We start from the raw sequence: 15,380 nt of genomic DNA, 5'->3' as shown, positions 1-15,380 counted from the left end.
TCCGGCGTTCCCGTGCGGCCGTTTTCGGCTATTCCTCCGGGGCGCGATGCCGAAGGTTCCCTTCGCCGGACCGGTTTGTACGATGCATCGGGCCAGTTATGGAGCAGCCGCGACAGCCGCCAACGGGCGGACACCCTCTCGGTCAACCCCGCCATTCCCTCCCTGGGACAGCGACAACGGAAATTCTGCTACGTCATCTCCGTCTCCTGTAGTGAACTGGCTTCACGACTGACCGGGCAGCACGCGGTCCTGCAACCGGCCATGGTCGTTCGCCCGCCTGTTGTGGAGCCCTGATGCGGTACTCACGGACCACACGGCAGGTAGCGGACGAGCTCGGCTACTTCGGCCGATGCCTAGCCGCGAGCCTGGCTGACTCCGTACGTATGGCGGAAGGCTTCAGAAAACCTGCCGTATGAGAGTGAGAGGGCCGAATCCCGAACCGAACTGAACCGATGCGTTCGCGCCACAACCGGCCGTGGTCCGCAAAGGCCGCTCGATCGACCTCTGTACGGTACAGGGGACATCAGGGGCCCACGCCCCGAAGCTCCCCGTCCTCCCCCGCGCCGCACAGAGGTATGCATGGCCATCGCACACCCTCAGACCCGTCAGTTCGAGTCGTTCGTCACGAACCTGTCGTACGCACGCCAGATGGTGCGAGCCGGGCAGGCACTGGAGGTACTCAGCCCCAAGGGCATCGACACCGGCGACTTCTACCGGGCCGCCTGGGTCCAGTCCATCGCCGCCCTCGAACACTGGGTGCAGGAGGAGGTATTGCGGCGGGTCGCTGAGGAAGCTGCCAAGGATGACCCGGATATGCCGCGAAAGCTCCGTGACTACCCGTTGCCGCTCCACTGCGTGGAGAGGGTGCAGCGGGGTGAAACGACCACGGCCGAGATGGTCGCGGAGCGGGTGCGCCAGGACATCGCCCGCCAGACCTTGCAGAACCCGGACGCCATCGCGAAGGTGATGGCGCTCGTCACCGATGTCAAGGTGTGGCGGGAGGCGGCAAAGTGGGTAAACCGGTGGAATCAGTACCGAACGTCATACGACGAGAAACGGCTGCGCGGCCAGTACGTCCTGTTGCTCCGCCGCCGCAACCAGATCGCACACGACGCGGATCTGATCGACGGCGACCTCAAGCAGCGCCGCCAGATCGGCGAGGCTGATGTCACGGACGCCCTCAACTGGATCGAGCGGATTGCGCTCGCGCTCGCGTATGCGCTGGAGGGGAATGCGTCCAAGGCATCGGGGCTTCCGGCTTCGGACAGGACTTCGGAAGCACCAGGTGGAGACCAGGTGCAAAACGACTGAGTGGCCGTCATTCCCCAGTTGAGGTCGGTGGAGAGGTTGTCGATGACCACGTAGGCCGGGATGCCGTCAGAGTGGGCTGCGCGGATTGACCGTAGGTCGGCCTGCCGCGTTCGGCCCAGCAGACGCCGGCGGTCGGCCTGATGCCGAGCGGGAACTCGTCGAAGGCGAAGGGTGCGCTCTGCACGCTCGGTGAGTGCGTACTCGGCCCGGGTGATCTTGGTGTCGAAGGCCGAGTCCGGGGACTCCTTCCAAGTCTTGGTGTGCTGGAAGGAGATTCCGCGGCGAGCCAGCAGGCAGCGCAGGGCCTCCCGGCCGATGGTGAGAGGCTGGGAGGTGTTGCGTCGCAGTGATTGGCGAGTTTGCGGACTGAAGGGCTGGGTCAGTGCGGTGGAGGTGGGTGGTGGCCATCCGGACAACAAGGTCCTTCTGGTCACGGTTGAGCAGGCGGGGGCAGCCTCCCGCCCACTGATGATTGCGGCATGCGAGCACGATCTCGTTGAAGTGGTGGATCAGCCGGGCGACGGACGGGACCGTGCTGCCGCCGACCGAGGCCCGCAGCACCATCGTCCGCCGAAACCGCACCGAATTCGCGCTGCCCTGCTGCACGACCTGCTGCAGCTTCTGCCTTTCCGCCTCGCTCAGCCCGTGATTCCTGACCGGTGAAGCCATGCCCGCCTCCCCATACCGGTCGACGTTCTCGCATCCGATTGGCGCAACGAGCAACCTGGCAAACCTTTCCGATCACAGCACTGGTCCGGTGAACGTGCATGCAATGAGGGGCCAGGCTCTGGGAAGCCTGGCCCCTCATTGTGTTGCTGTGCTGGTCGAGTGCAAGGATTTTGGCGTGAAGGCCGGGGAGCGCACGCGGTGCACGCTTCTCTCCGGAGAGGATTGCGTCGCGCCGCTGTTTCAGTCGATCTTTATGTGGGGCTCCAGATAGAAAGGCAGCACCTTGACCAGAATTCCCGCTTCATTCGGAGTCAGGCCGCCCGGGACGGTGATCGAAACCGTGCGGCCAGCGGAAACGGTGATGTCAATCGGTACCTCCCGTGCAGGATTTATTTCGTTCTGGGGTTCACTTCCTGGATCACGCGCTGATGCGAGGCGAGGGGCTTTCGTTGAAGTGAGACGTTGCCGTGGCTGTGCGGGCGCTTCCCAGTTATCTGCATCGTCCAGAAAGCTCATCAGGGACGGTATGGCTTTACGGAAGTTCGAGCCGTACTTCTCAAGCGTCCCCGTGTCGTACCCGGGTGTGTTCGCCCGCTGGAAGTTACGGATCACGGCGTCGATGTCGAGACTGGTGAGGTCGTAGCTTTCCCACCGTACACCGAGCGATGAAAGGACGGCCTTGCAGGCTGTCTTGTAGACCGAGGCGGTGGAGGGTTTCATCCGCCCCGTTCGTCCAGCCCAGTGCCAGAACTCAACCAGGGAGCGGCCGTCCGCCCGGAAGCTCGTCGTACTCATGCCGCAAGAAGATACATGCGTGGATGAGTCTGCGAAGGAGTTATGCAAGAAGGTGCGAGCCGAGGAGAGGATGTAAACGGCATTCGCCATGGCCTATGGGAGGATTTGGGTCCATGCGGCATGGCTCCGCTGTCATGGGCATGGGAGTTTAGGGCGCCGCTCGTCCTTCCGGGCGGGGATGCAGCGGACAAATGTGCTATGTGAAGTGGTGGCGGAAGTGATCGGTCTAGGCGCTGGATAGGTACAAAAAATCCTGACTTGAATTTATGTGATGATCAGGTGCCTGTAATGATGATGCGTTGTCCGGTGCCACCGTCCTTCACCGCCTACCCGAAGACGCGGACTTCTCGCCTTCCTCTGCAGTGGAGTCCCCTGCCCTGTGGCCGGGTTCGCGGGCTATGTGAGGGGGCCGGTCAGCGCGGATAGAGCTGGAAGAGGGTGGCGGGAGTGCCGCGGTACTGGTTGCCTGCTGTGTGGAGCATGGGTTCCAGGAAGTTGCGGGCGTATGCGGCCGGGTCCTGGCCCGCGCCCTCCAGGCCGGTGATGTAGGCGTGGTGTTCGGCCAGGGAGGCGACGGCTCGGTCGATGCCGGGGCCGACCTCCTTGGCGTGGGTGGGGTATGGGGAGCCGGCCACTGCTACCCAGCGGACGCCGTTCCAGGGCTCCAGGCCTGGGTCGGTTGTCAGGTCGGGGAAGATCCAGCGGTTGCCTGCGTCGCCTGCCGCGTCGAGGGTGGCGCGGCCCACGACCCGGTGGTCCGGGGTGTTCCAGGACACGCCGCCCCAGGTGTCGTGGTGGTTGAGGGTGATCAGCAGTTCCGGGCGGTGCCGGCGGATGGCGGCTGACAGGTCGCGGCGTAGGGGCAGGCCGGCCTCGATGACGCCGTCGCGGTGGTGGTCCAGGAATTCCACCGTGCGGACACCGACGGCGGCCGCGCTTGCGCGCTGTTCCGCCTCGCGGACCGATGCGCACTCCTCGGGGCCGAGGCCGTCGATGCCCGCTTCGCCGCGCGTGACGAGGAGGTAGGTGACCTCGCGTCCGGCGTCGGTCCACTCAGCGATGGCGGCGGCCGCGCCGTATTCGAGGTCGTCGGGGTGGGCGACGACGGCCAGGGCGCGCTGCCAGTCCTCCGGCATGGGGGAGAGGGAGGAGGGGGGAGTGGGGGAGGGGGTGGTGGTTTCGGGCACGGTTGGGGCCTTCCCGTACGGCTTTGGGCGCCGGTCGCGCTGCGGCGTGTCGTATCGACTGTGGCATGGATGGTACGGGCGTGCCGGGCGGCCGGGAACGGGTGTCCGGAGGTGGGTAACTTCCATGATCGGCACGCCGGTTGAGCTGGGCTTCATCACATCGAGTGAATTACTGGCCCAGGCTTGCGGTCAACAACACGCGGTTGCCACGCTGTTGCTGACTGTCAAGCTGTTGGGAGGGGCATGTGCCTTTCGGTGAGCAGCCCGCGTACCTCCGCGTCGCCGGCGACCTGCGCCAGAAGATCGTCGAAGGTGTGCTGCCCCCGCACACCCGCCTCCCGTCCCAGGCCCGCATCCGCGAGGAGTACGGCGTCTCCGACACGGTTGCCCTGGAGGCGCGCAAGGTGCTGATGGCCGAGGGGCTGGTCGAGGGGCGCTCCGGATCGGGGACGTATGTGCGCGAGCAGCCCGTGCCGCGCCGTATCGCCCGCGCCGGCTACCGCACCGGGGTCGGCGCCACGCCCTTCCGGCAGGAGCAGGCCGACGAGCGGGTCAAGGGCACCTGGGAGTCCAGCAGTGAGCGGGAGGAGGCCGGCGCGGGCGTCGCGTCCCGGTTGCGTATCCAGGTGGGGGACCGGGTGATGCGTACGCGCTATCTCTTCCGGGCGGAGGGTGAGCCGGCCATGCTCTCGACGTCCTGGGAGCCGCTCGACATCACGGGGCGTACGCCGGTGATGCTGCCCGAGGAGGGGCCGCTGGCCGGGCGCGGGGTGGTCGAGCGGATGGCGGCCATCGACGTGATCGTGGACAACGTGGTCGAGGAGGTCGGCGCGCGTCCCGGGCTGGCGGAGGAGGCGATGGCGCTGGGCGGGGTGCCGGGCCATGCGGTGCTGGTCATCTCGCGGACGTATTTCGCGGGTGGCCGCCCTGTGGAGACCGCCGATGTTGTGACGCTCGCCGATCGGCATCGGGTGGCTTATCACTTGCCGGTGCATTAGGGGCCCGTCTCCCGTCTGGGCAGCGCGCCCCGGGGCGGGTGGGTATGGGTGGCGGGCTGCCGCTCGGGCCACCCCCTTTCCCCATGCACTATTGACCGAAACCCGTTGCCACCTAGCAATTTTCGGGCCGCTCCGGTCAAGATCGCACGTTGTGTACTGACGCGTAACCCGCCAGTAGCCACCCCATAATTCCCCGTATGTCTGGATTTGGGTGCCCAATAGGTGTGTTGGAAACCTCACACACCTTCAGCCAGACCCGAGTTTTGACCCCGCTTGGGAATCCGATCTTCCAATTCGCTCTTACGATGGCGAAGTTTGTGCACGGCACGGGGGAAGATCAGGAGACCAAGCACGTTGAGCACGACGCAGACCCAGAGCGCGGAGCAGGGCTCCCACTCGAATTACCGACGGTCCCTCGGGACCATTGCCCTGACCGCCACGGGTCTTGGGTCGATCATCGGTTCCGGCTGGCTCTTCGGGGCCGAGCGGGCCGCCGCCATCGCCGGTCCGGCCGCCATCCTCGCCTGGGTCATCGGCGCGGTCGTCGCGCTCACGATCGCCCTCACGTACACCGAGCTGGGCTCGATGTTCCCCAAGGCGGGCGGCATGGTCCGCTATGGCCAGTACTCGCACGGCTCGCTCGCCGGCTACCTCGCCGCCTGGGCGAACTGGATCGCGATCGTCTCCGTCATACCCGGGGAGGCCACGGCCTCCGTCCAGTACATGAGTTCCTGGGACTTCGGGTGGGCGCAGGCCCTCTACGACGGCAAGGAGCTGACCGGCAGCGGCGTCGCGGTCGCCAGCGTCCTGCTGATCTTCTACTTCTTCCTGAACTGGTTCGCGATCTCGCTCTTCGCGAAGACCAACACCGCGATCACGATCTTCAAGGTCGTCGTACCGATCCTGACCGCGAGCGCGCTGATGATGGCGCACTTCGACACGAGCAACATCAAGGACCACGGCGGCTTCACTCCCAACGGGTGGAGCGCGGTCTTCTCCGCCGTCGCCCTCTCCGGCATCGTCTGGGCCTACAACGGCTTCCAGTCGCCGCTGAACATGGCCGGCGAGGCCCGTAACCCGGGCAAGTCGCTGCCCAAGGCCGTCATCTACTCGATCGTGATCGCGCTCGTCATCTACGTCGCGCTCCAGGTCGCCTTCCTGATGGCCGTCCCCGGCGGCAAGCTGGAGTCGGCCGGCGGCTGGGCCCACCTCGGTTACAACTCGCCGCTCGCCGACCTCGCCATCGCCTGGGGCCTGAACTGGCTGGCGCTGCTGCTGTACGCGGACGCGTTCGTCTCCCCGTCCGGTACGGGCATGATCTACGCGGCCACCACCTCGCGCATGATCCACGGCGTGCAGGAGAACGGTCACCTGCCCAAGATCTTCGGCCGGGTGGACAAGAAGACCGGTGTGCCGCGTCCGGCGCTGGTCCTCAACCTCTTCATCGCCTTCCTGTTCCTCGCGGTCTTCCGCGGCTGGGGCTCGCTGGCCGAGATCGTCTCGGTGGCGACCGTGATCTCGTACATCACCGGGCCGGTCGCGGTGATGTCGCTGCGCCGCCTCGCGCCCGACCTGAAGCGGCCGGTGAAGCTGCGGGTGATGCCGTACATCGCGCCCGTCGCGATGGTCTTCGGTTCGCTCGTCCTGTACTGGGGCCGCTGGCCGCTCACCGGCAAGGTCATCCTGATCATGGCCGTCGGGCTGCCGGTCTGGGCCTGGTACGAGCTGCGCAAGCCGTGGGCCGAGCTGAAGCCGCACCTGAAGGCGGGTGCCTGGATGGTGGCGTACCTGCTGGTCATGGCGTGCGTGTCGTACCTGGGCGGTACGGAGTTCGGCGGCAAGGGCTACCTGGCGCCGGGCTGGGACATCGCCGTGGTCGCGGTGATCGGCCTGTTCTTCTACTGGTGGGGCGTCCGCAGCTCCTGGCGCAACCCGACGCTGGTGGCGGCCGAGGCGGAGTCGCTGGCGGAGGCGGAGGCCGAGGAGCGGGCCGCGGAGCAGGCCGGGGGTGCCGGGAAGTCCGGCGACAAGGCCGGGGCGAGCAAGGCGTAACGTTTCCTCGCTGAGACGGACAGTGACGGGCGCCGTCGGTGGCAGGAGCCGCCGGCGGCGCCCTTTCGCGTCCGCTGCCGGGGCGTTCGCAGGGGCGTCCGTGCGCCTTTCGCGGGCTGCCGGATGGCCGGTTCGGTATCTCTTTGTGCAAATTCGTATCCGGTGCGTAAAGGTCGGGCGTAGGCTCGGGCATATGCGGAATGCGGTTTCGGCATCAGTGCAGAAGGGGCGCGCGACGGCGCGCTGGACGGCAGACGGAGGGGCGCAATGACCGACAGTGGCGCGGTGCTGCCCTGGCTCGTCATTCGCCAGGACGAGGGCGGCAACCGTTATCGCGTCGGCCGCTACGCCACCCGCGCGGAAGCGGAGCAGGTGGCCGACCGGCTGGACACCCGCAGGAACGGGCGGCTCTACGTCGTGGAGCGCGTCGGGCACGTCACCACCTGAAGTGAAGGGGCGGCAGCGGGGGACGTAGGCTGCCGCGCATGACGGACGTGCGCGTGGTGGTGGGCGGAGCGGTGCTCGACGGGGGAAAACTGCTGGCCGCGCGGCGCAGTGCGCCGGTCGCGCTGGCCGGCCGCTGGGAGCTGCCCGGCGGCAAGGTCGAGCCCGGCGAGACGCCCGAGGAGGCGCTGGCGCGCGAGCTGCGCGAGGAGCTGGGGATCGAGGCCGAGCCGCTGGAACGGATTCCGGGGGAGTGGCCGCTGCGCCCCGGACTCGTCCTCCATGTGTGGACGGCCCGGCTGGTGTCCGGCGAACCGCGGCCCCTTCAGGACCATGACAGGTTGCGCTGGCTGGCGCCGGGCCAGGAGGGCGAGGTCGACTGGCTGGACCAGGACCGCCCGGCGGTCGCCGAGGCGATGCGCCGCCTCGGGCCTTCGTACGCGGCCGGTCGCTGAGGCGCGAGCGGTCGCTGAGGCACGGGCGGAAGGTCACGGAGGGGCGGCTCTCCGGGGGCGCTTCGAGCGGGCCTTCCGACGTGCCCTGAGCGGCCCCTCCGGCGGCACCCCGAACAGCCAGGTCATCTTGTCACCTCACCGCTCCCCCGTACGGGCCGATCATCGGATCGGGCGAGTCCCTCGTACGGGGCTGCCTCCGTGGTGGTGGCGCGCGCGAGGGCTCCCGCCGCGCACGAGGCGTACGCGCTGTGGTCCCGCCTGCCTCGGTACGCCGTTTGTGCCACAGTGCGCCATTGAGGGCGATATTGATGCGCTGATACCGGGTATGTGCTGTTTACCCCCTCAACACGGACAATCCGGAGGGTGTTCGCATCGGGCTGGGAAGTGATCGGCGTGAGCGACAGTGCAGCGGCAGGGGTCCCCGATTCCGCCCCCTACGCGCCCCGACGCGGCATGATCTCCGGCTCCCCGCTCGCCGAATGGAGTTTCCCGGCCGAGCCCGGATCCGCCCGTACCGCCCGCGCCGCGGTCCGCGAGACACTCCAGGACTGGCGGCTGGACACCGTCGTCGACCTGGCCGTTCTGCTCGTCAGCGAGCTGGTGACCAACTCGCTTCGGTACGCCAGCGGGCCCATCGGCCTGCGTATCGTCCTCAAGAGCGGGGGCGATCTGCTCGTCGAGGTGTCCGATCCGGTGCCCGATCCGCCCCGGGAACGCACCGCGACTCCCGAGGACGAGGGCGGCCGGGGATTGCAACTGGTGGCGTGCACGTCACGGCGCTGGGGCACCCGGCACGGCAGGACAGGTAAAACAGTGTGGTTCGAGCTGTCCGTGGCGGGTTAGGAGTCTGGTGGCGGCCTGATCGTTGCCGTTTCATTGACATTCTGTGGACGGCCTGCGATCGAGACTGTGCTGTGATCGTGAAGACCGTGTTCCGGATAGCCGCGGTGCTGGATACTCGGCTCGTCCGGTCCGGGCACGATGAGCTGGAGGGGACGGGGCTCGTGAGCGAGAAGTCATCTGGCGGGGCAGGACCCGCGCAGCCGGCCGGGCCGGGTGGTACGGACGGCCCGGCGCGGCCGTCGGGCGCCGCGGGTCCGGACGGCCCGGAAGGCCCGCCGATATGGCAGAGCAGCCCGCCCGGATCCATCTACGACTACATCCGCGTCGCGTCGTTCTCCCTCGGTCCCGACGGCCGCATCGACCGGTGGAGCGAGCGCGCCGCCGAGATGCTCGGCATCCCTGCCGCGGACGCGGTCGGCAAGGACCCCGTGACCGCCTTCGTGCCGCCTGAGCTGCGCGAAGAGGCCCACCGTAGGGTCGCGCAGATCCTGGACGGCCGGGAGTGGACCGGCCTGGTCCCGTACCGCCCCCGGGGCGCGGACGGGGACGGCGGGGCGGACACCGGCGACGGCAGGCTCGCGGAGATCTATGTGATGCCGTCCGAGACGGCGGAGGGCGAGCGGGCCGCGGTCTGTCTCGTCGTCGATGTCCGCGCGCTGCGCGGCATCGAGACCGACCTCGCCGCCTCTCAGGCCGTTTTCGGCCAATCTCCCATGGGCTTCCTGCTCTTCGACACGGATCTGCGGATCCGGCGCGTCAACGAGCGCTTCGCCACCGTCTTCGGCGGGCCCGCGGCCAAGTACCGCGGCGGCGGCCCGCACGACTTCCTGCCGCGCTCCGAGGCCGAGCGGCTGCAGGCGGCGCTGCGGCGGGTGCTGGAGACGGGCGAGCCGGTGGGAGAGATGCAGCTCCTCGGTACGGTTCCGGCGCCCGCGCCCGTGCTGCCCGCGCCCTCCACGGCGCCGGACTCCGCGACCACCCCCTCAACCGCCCCAGCCTCCTCCATCCCCGCCCCCTCGGCGCCCGAGCCCGCCGCCCCTTCCGGTACGGCACCCCGCACAGCTGCCGCGTTCCCCTCAGCGCCGGCCGGGGAGGCCGACCGCCGCCGCTGGTCGGTGTCCCTGTACCGCCTGCACGGCGCCAGCGGCCGTCCCATCGGGGTCGCCGCGCTGGCCGCCGACGTGACGGGCCGCCGCCGGGCCGAGCGGGAAGCCGCCAGCGCCCGCCGCAACCTGGCGCTGCTCAACGAGGCCGGGGCCCGTATCGGCAACTCCCTCGACCTGGAGACCACCGCCCGCACCCTGCTCGACGTGGCCGTGCCGCAGTTCTGCGACCTGGCGTCCGTGGACCTCTACCAGGGCCTGCTGGCCGGTGACGAGGCTCCGCCGGGGATGGCCGACGGCAGCGCCGAGCTGCGCCGGGTTGCCTTCTCCAGCGCCGTGTCCGACGCGCCGCTGGCCACCTCGACCTGTGGCGCGCCCGAGGGCGAGGACGGTCCGGTCGCGGTCGGGGCCGTCCACCGCTACCCGTTCAACTCCCCGTGCGCGGGCGCGCTGCGTACGGCGCAGGCGCAGATCATCCCGGCCCGGGAGGGCGAGGAGCGGGCCGAGCTGGGTGCCGTGGTGCATTCGACGCTCGCCGTGCCGATGGTCGCCCGTGACACGGTGGTCGGGCTGGTGCAGTTCTCCCGTACGAAGGGCAGTGAGCCGTTCGGCGAGCGGGACACCGCCCTCGCGGTCGACCTGGCCGCGCGCGCCGCGGTCTGTATCGACAACGCCCGGCTGTACCGCAGGGAGCACGAACGCGCCCTGATCCTGCAGCGCAGCCTGCTGCCCCCGGGCGATCCCGAGGCGGCCGGCCTGGACATCGCGTGCCGCTATCTGCCGGGCACCACCGCCACCGAGGTCGGCGGTGACTGGTTCGACGTGATCGAGCTGCCCGGGCACCGCACCGCGCTCGTCGTCGGCGACGTGATGGGGCGCGGGCTGCGGGCCGCCGTCGCGATGGGCGAGCTGCGTACGGCCGTACGGACCCTGGCCCTGCTCGACATGGAGCCGGCCGAGGTGCTCTCCGCGCTCGACGAGATCGCGCGCGGGCTCGGCGCGACCGGTGGCGGCGCCCGTACGACGGCGCGCGCCCCGCGCAGCCGTTCCGCGCCCCCCTCGGGGGCGCGGGGGGACTCCACGGTGGGAGCGTCGCGCTCCGGCTCCGGCACCGCCGACCTCTCCGAGGTCTACCTCGCCACCTGCGTCTACGCCGTGTACGACCCGGTCACCCGGCGCTGCACCTTCGCCAACGCCGGGCACCTGCCGCCCGTCCTGGTCGAGGAGGGCGAGGAGGCCCTGCTGCTGGACGTGCCGCCCGGCATGCCACTGGGGGTCGGCGGCGAGCCGTTCGAGGAGACCGAGGTCGAACTGTCCGACGGCGCCCTGCTCGCCCTCTACACGGATGGGCTGGTCGAATCCCGCGACCACCCGCTGGACGAGGGCCTGCGCGCCTTCCAGACGGCCCTGTCGGAGGCCGGGCGCCCCCTGGAGGACGTCTGCGACCACGTACTGAACGCGCTGGACACCCGGCACGGCGAGGACGACATCGCGCTCCTGATGGCCCGGGTGCACGGTCTGCCGAAGGACTCTGTCGGCGACTGGAACCTGGCGCCCGAGGCCCGCTCGGTGTCCCGCGCCCGTGAGCTGGCCCGCGACCAGCTCACGGACTGGGATCTGGAGGCCCTGGTCGACACCACCGAACTGCTCGTCAGCGAACTGGTCACCAACGCGCTGCGGCACGGCCACGGCGAGATCCGGCTGCGTCTGCTGCTGGACCGCACCCTGGTGTGCGAGGTCTGGGACGCGGATCTGGCGCAGCCCCGCCGCCGGAGGGCCCGGGACACCGACGAGGGCGGCCGCGGCCTCCAGCTCGTCGGACTCCTCAGCGCCGGCTGGGGCAGTCGCCGCACCCCCCGCGGCAAAACCGTCTGGTTCGAACTGCCGCTCCCGGACGGCGAAACCGCCCTGCCCGATCCGGCGGACGCGTTGCTGAGTCTGTTCTGACCCGGGGCGGGGCCGCCCCGCCCGCCGGTCAGCTCTCGCAGCCGACGCCGTCACCGTCCCGGTCCAGGTGCCTGCCGTACCCGGGGTCTCCGGCGCGGATGGGGGCGGCGCCCGCTGCCCGTACGGCCGCGCAGTTGGCGTACTGGGCATCAGCCGAGCCGCCGGAGGACGAACCGCCACCGGAGGCCGAACCGCCGGAAGCCGAGCCCCCGGACGCCGACCCGCCCCCGGACGCCGACCCGTCATCGTCGGCCGGCGGCGCCGCGGCCGTGACCGTCACCCGCACGGTCTTCGTCACGGTCACGGTGGGTGCGGGCGTGGCCTTGGGAGGCGGCGCGGTGACCGTCACGGTCGCACGCGGTACGGCCCGGTCGGCGGCCTGTACGGACGTACGCTCCGGGGCGTCCTTTCCGTCGACCGTGAGGGCCCCGGCGCAGCCGCCGAACAGGAAGCCCAGGGCGAGCAGCCCCCAGACCCGGCCGCGGCGGAACCACGGCGGCCGGGCGGCGGCGGTGGAGGGCGAAGAGGGCGAGGACGGTGCCGAGGAGGGCGAAGGGTCGTACGGATTGGTCATGGCGGTACCCCCGTGTGCGCGGGTAGCCGGTGGGGTGCCCAGTCGGTGGGGGGGAGGCGGCGGAGCGGCCGGAAGAGCCCGTTGTCGGTGCGGGCACCGGTTACCAGGTACGACGAAGGTAGCGGGCCGGTAGGCGGCCCGTCACCCCTTGTGTACAAGGGAGTTGGCTCCCGCCTCGCTCCTCCCCGTAGCCGCGCCCGTACCGGCCCTCAGCTCGTTCCTTCTCATTCCTTCCGGCGGCGGATCTTGTTCCCCAGCCACACCAGTGGGTCGTATTTGCGGTCGGCCGAGCGTTCCTTCAGGGGGATCAGGGCGTTGTCCGTGATGCGGATGTGTTCGGGGCAGACCTCGGTGCAGCATTTGGTGATGTTGCAGTGGCCGAGGCCGTGGTTCTCCTGGGCGGTGCGTTTGCGGTCGAGGCCGGTTTCGGGGGCGGCGTCCAGGGGGTGCATGTCGAGTTCGGCGACGCGCATGAGGAAGCGGGGGCCGGCGAAGGCGGTCTTGTTCTCCTCGTGGTCGCGGACGACGTGGCAGGTGTCCTGGCACAGGAAGCACTCGATGCACTTGCGGAACTCCTGGGAGCGGCCGACGTCCTCCTGCCGCATCCGGTACTCGCCCGGTCCCAGGCCCGGCGGCGGTACGAAGCTGGGGATCTCCCGTGCCTTGGTGTAGTTGAAGGAGACGTCCGTGACCAGGTCGCGGACGACCGGGAAGGCCCGCATCGGGGTGACGGTGACCGTCTCGTCGCGTTCGAAGACCGACATCCGGGTCATGCACATCAGCCGGGGCCGGCCGTTGATCTCCGCGCTGCACGAGCCGCACTTGCCCGCCTTGCAGTTCCAGCGGACCGCGAGGTCGGGGGCCTGGGTGGCCTGGAGGCGGTGGATGATGTCGAGGACCACCTCGCCGTCGTTGACCTCCACGCGGTAGTCCTCCAGGCCGCCGCCGTCCGCGTCGCCCCGCCAGATCCTGAAGTGCGCCTTGTAGGCGTCGGTCTGCGCGCTCACCGGCCCGCCCCCTCGTCGTCCGCTGTTCCGGTGGTGGGTGCCGCCGGGCCGGTGTCCGCCGTCAGTTCGGCGTCCGTCAGGTATTTCGCCAGTTCGTCCCGCTCGAAGAGGGCCATGAGGTCGGGCCGGATGGGCGGGGTCTCGCGGCGGGTCAGGCGGATCTGGCCGACGGCCGGGTCCCGCGGGGGGAGTTCCGCGCCGTCCTCGGCCAGTTCGCAGACCAGGTTGACCCGGCGCCAGCGCCGGTCCATCTCCGGGTGGTCGTCCCGGGTGTGCCCGCCGCGGGACTCCTTGCGTTCCAGCGCCGCGCGGGCCACGCACTCGCTGACCAGCAGCATGTTGCGAAGGTCGATGGCCAGGTGCCAGCCGGGGTTGTACTGCCGGTGGCCTTCGACACCGGCCCGGCGGGCCCGTACCCGCAGGTCGGCGAGGCGTTCCAGGGCCTCTTCCATCTCGGCCTGCTTGCGGATGATGCCGACCAGGTCGTTCATCGCCTGCTGGAGCTCCTGGTGGAGGGTGTACGGGTTCTCGGCGGGGCGTCCCGCGTGGTGCGCGTCGGGTCCCTCGGCGCTGAACGGGCGCAGCGCCTCGGCCTCGGCGGCGTCGAGCTGGAGCGGGTCGGCGGCGGGGCGTACGGTGCGGGAGCGCGCGTACTCGGCGGCGTACAGGCCCGCTCGGCGGCCGAAGACCAGCAGGTCGGACAGGGAGTTGCCGCCGAGCCGGTTGGAGCCGTGCATACCGCCCGCGACCTCGCCGGCGGCGAACAGGCCGGGGACGCCGGCGGCCGCCGCGGTGTCCGGGTCGACCTCCACGCCGCCCATCACGTAGTGGCAGGTCGGGCCGACCTCCATCGCCTCGGCGGTGATGTCGACGTCCGCGAGTTCCTTGAACTGGTGGTGCATGGAGGGCAGCCGCCGCCGGATGACCTCGGCGGGCATCCGGGTGGAGACGTCGAGGAAGACACCGCCGTGCGGGGAGCCGCGGCCGGCCTTGACCTCGGCGTTGATGGCCCGCGCGACCTCGTCGCGGGGGAGCAGCTCGGGCGGGCGGCGGTTGTGGTCGGGGTCCTCGTACCAGCGGTCGCCCTCGGCCTCGGACTGGGCGTACTTCTCCTTGAAGACGTCCGGGATGTAGTCGAACATGAAGCGTTTGCCGTCGCTGTTGCGCAGCACCCCGCCGTCCCCGCGGACGGACTCGGTGACGAGGATGCCCTTGACCGACGGCGGCCAGACCATGCCCGTCGGGTGGAACTGGACGAACTCCATGTTGATCAGGGGAGCTCCGGCGAGCAGCGCGAGCGCGTGCCCGTCTCCGGTGTACTCCCAGGAGTTGGACGTCACCTTGAAGGACTTGCCGATGCCGCCGGTGGCCAGGACCACCGAGGGGGCCTGGAGGACGAAGAAGCGGCCGGATTCGCGTTCGTAGCAGAACGCGCCGGCGACCCGGTCCTCGTCCTTGAGGACGCGGGTGACCGTGCACTCCTGGAAGACCTTCAAGCGGGCGTCGTACGCGCCGTGCTCGCGCTCGTCCTCCTGCTGGAGGGAGACGATCTTCTGCTGGAGGGTGCGGATCAGTTCCAGTCCCGTACGGTCGCCGACGTGCGCGAGGCGCGGGTACTCGTGGCCGCCGAAGTTGCGCTGGGATATCCGGCCGTCCGGGGTGCGGTCGAAGAGCGCGCCCCAGGTCTCCAGCTCCCAGACCCGCTGCGGCGCCTCGCGGGCGTGCAGCTCGGCCATCCGCCAGTGGTTGAGGAACTTGCCGCCGCGCATCGTGTCGCGGAAGTGCACCTGCCAGTTGTCGCCCTCGTTGACGTTGCCCATGCTGGCCGCGATGCCGCCCTCGGCCATGACCGTGTGGGCCTTGCCGAACAGCGACTTGCAGATCACGGCGGTCCGCATGCCCTGTTCCCGGGCCTCGATGGCGGCGCGCAGCCCGGCGCCGCCCGCGCCCACCACGACCACGTCCCATTCCTGCCGGTCCAGCTGCGTCATCACA

The 15,380-nt window shown here is 69.9% G+C and carries 13 protein-coding genes; 8 read left to right on the top strand and 5 right to left on the bottom strand.

Annotated elements, in window-relative coordinates; translation table 11 throughout:
* The first annotated feature begins 579 nt into the window (after positions 1 to 579).
* Both ACZ53K_RS00950 and ACZ53K_RS00945 read left to right on the top strand, forming a co-directional pair.
* A complete protein-coding gene (locus tag ACZ53K_RS00950; protein ID WP_468830295.1) occupies positions 580 to 1,311 on the top strand; it encodes a hypothetical protein in 732 nt (243 codons plus the stop codon).
* A gap of 219 nt (positions 1,312 to 1,530) precedes the next feature.
* Positions 1,531 to 1,974, top strand: coding sequence for a hypothetical protein (locus tag ACZ53K_RS00945; protein ID WP_468830293.1), 444 nt, complete (start codon positions 1,531 to 1,533; stop codon positions 1,972 to 1,974).
* A gap of 246 nt (positions 1,975 to 2,220) precedes the next feature.
* On the opposite strand, the gene ACZ53K_RS00940 is transcribed toward ACZ53K_RS00945, so the two are convergent.
* Together ACZ53K_RS00940 and ACZ53K_RS00935 are read right to left on the bottom strand one after the other, a co-directional pair.
* Positions 2,221 to 2,775: a hypothetical protein gene (locus ACZ53K_RS00940; protein ID WP_468830291.1), complete on the bottom strand. Its 555-nt coding sequence runs from the start codon at positions 2,773 to 2,775 to the stop codon at positions 2,221 to 2,223.
* Positions 2,776 to 3,188: 413 nt separating this feature from the next.
* Positions 3,189 to 3,911: a PIG-L deacetylase family protein gene (locus ACZ53K_RS00935; RefSeq protein ID WP_468830779.1), complete on the bottom strand. Its 723-nt coding sequence runs from the start codon at positions 3,909 to 3,911 to the stop codon at positions 3,189 to 3,191.
* A gap of 296 nt (positions 3,912 to 4,207) precedes the next feature.
* Here ACZ53K_RS00935 and ACZ53K_RS00930 point away from each other — a divergent pair, with 296 nt between their 5' ends.
* From ACZ53K_RS00930 to ACZ53K_RS00905, 6 genes are all read left to right on the top strand, one after another.
* Entirely contained in the window at positions 4,208 to 4,960 is a 753-nt protein-coding gene (locus tag ACZ53K_RS00930) for a GntR family transcriptional regulator (RefSeq protein WP_468830289.1), read from the top strand.
* A gap of 354 nt (positions 4,961 to 5,314) precedes the next feature.
* Positions 5,315 to 7,012: an APC family permease gene (locus ACZ53K_RS00925; RefSeq protein WP_468830287.1), complete on the top strand. Its 1,698-nt coding sequence runs from the start codon at positions 5,315 to 5,317 to the stop codon at positions 7,010 to 7,012.
* 267 nt (positions 7,013 to 7,279) lie between these two features.
* Positions 7,280 to 7,459: an SPOR domain-containing protein gene (locus tag ACZ53K_RS00920; RefSeq protein WP_398350561.1), complete on the top strand. Its 180-nt coding sequence runs from the start codon at positions 7,280 to 7,282 to the stop codon at positions 7,457 to 7,459.
* Positions 7,460 to 7,497: 38 nt separating this feature from the next.
* On the top strand, positions 7,498 to 7,911 hold the full coding sequence (locus ACZ53K_RS00915) for a (deoxy)nucleoside triphosphate pyrophosphohydrolase (RefSeq protein WP_468830284.1): 414 nt from the start codon (positions 7,498 to 7,500) through the stop codon (positions 7,909 to 7,911).
* Positions 7,912 to 8,364: 453 nt separating this feature from the next.
* A complete protein-coding gene (locus ACZ53K_RS00910; protein WP_468830776.1) occupies positions 8,365 to 8,754 on the top strand; it encodes an ATP-binding protein in 390 nt (129 codons plus the stop codon).
* A 71-nt stretch (positions 8,755 to 8,825) separates the two neighbouring features.
* A complete protein-coding gene (locus tag ACZ53K_RS00905; RefSeq protein WP_468830282.1) occupies positions 8,826 to 11,804 on the top strand; it encodes a SpoIIE family protein phosphatase in 2,979 nt (992 codons plus the stop codon).
* Between the two features lie 28 nt (positions 11,805 to 11,832).
* Here ACZ53K_RS00905 and ACZ53K_RS00900 read toward each other — a convergent pair whose 3' ends face one another.
* From ACZ53K_RS00900 to ACZ53K_RS00890, 3 genes are all read right to left on the bottom strand, one after another.
* On the bottom strand, positions 11,833 to 12,378 hold the full coding sequence (locus ACZ53K_RS00900) for an excalibur calcium-binding domain-containing protein (protein ID WP_468830280.1): 546 nt from the start codon (positions 12,376 to 12,378) through the stop codon (positions 11,833 to 11,835).
* 224 nt (positions 12,379 to 12,602) lie between these two features.
* Positions 12,603 to 13,385: a succinate dehydrogenase/fumarate reductase iron-sulfur subunit gene (locus ACZ53K_RS00895; RefSeq protein ID WP_468830278.1), complete on the bottom strand. Its 783-nt coding sequence runs from the start codon at positions 13,383 to 13,385 to the stop codon at positions 12,603 to 12,605.
* Positions 13,382 to 15,376: a fumarate reductase/succinate dehydrogenase flavoprotein subunit gene (locus ACZ53K_RS00890; protein ID WP_468830276.1), complete on the bottom strand. Its 1,995-nt coding sequence runs from the start codon at positions 15,374 to 15,376 to the stop codon at positions 13,382 to 13,384. The genes ACZ53K_RS00895 and ACZ53K_RS00890 overlap by 4 nt, the downstream gene beginning before the upstream one ends.
* Between the last annotated feature and the right edge of the window lie 4 nt (positions 15,377 to 15,380).

The organism is Streptomyces sp. NPDC033221 (genome assembly GCF_055577005.1).
Note: the sequence above shows the minus strand (reverse complement) of the source record. Positions and strands in the feature narration are given on the sequence as shown.

Bases quoted from the DNA above. Each gene is read 5' to 3' on its own strand.
- ACZ53K_RS00950 (WP_468830295.1), top strand. From the start codon at position 580: ATGGCCATCGCACACCCTCAGACCCGTCAGTTCGAGTCGTTCGTCACG.
- ACZ53K_RS00940 (WP_468830291.1), bottom strand. From the start codon at position 2,775: ATGAGTACGACGAGCTTCCGGGCGGACGGCCGCTCCCTGGTTGAGTTC.
- ACZ53K_RS00935 (WP_468830779.1), bottom strand. From the start codon at position 3,911: ATGCCGGAGGACTGGCAGCGCGCCCTGGCCGTCGTCGCCCACCCCGAC.
- ACZ53K_RS00920 (WP_398350561.1), top strand. From the start codon at position 7,280: ATGACCGACAGTGGCGCGGTGCTGCCCTGGCTCGTCATTCGCCAGGAC.
- ACZ53K_RS00915 (WP_468830284.1), top strand. From the start codon at position 7,498: ATGACGGACGTGCGCGTGGTGGTGGGCGGAGCGGTGCTCGACGGGGGA.
- ACZ53K_RS00910 (WP_468830776.1), top strand. From the start codon at position 8,365: ATGATCTCCGGCTCCCCGCTCGCCGAATGGAGTTTCCCGGCCGAGCCC.
- ACZ53K_RS00900 (WP_468830280.1), bottom strand. From the start codon at position 12,378: ATGACCAATCCGTACGACCCTTCGCCCTCCTCGGCACCGTCCTCGCCC.
- ACZ53K_RS00890 (WP_468830276.1), bottom strand. From the start codon at position 15,376: ATGACGCAGCTGGACCGGCAGGAATGGGACGTGGTCGTGGTGGGCGCG.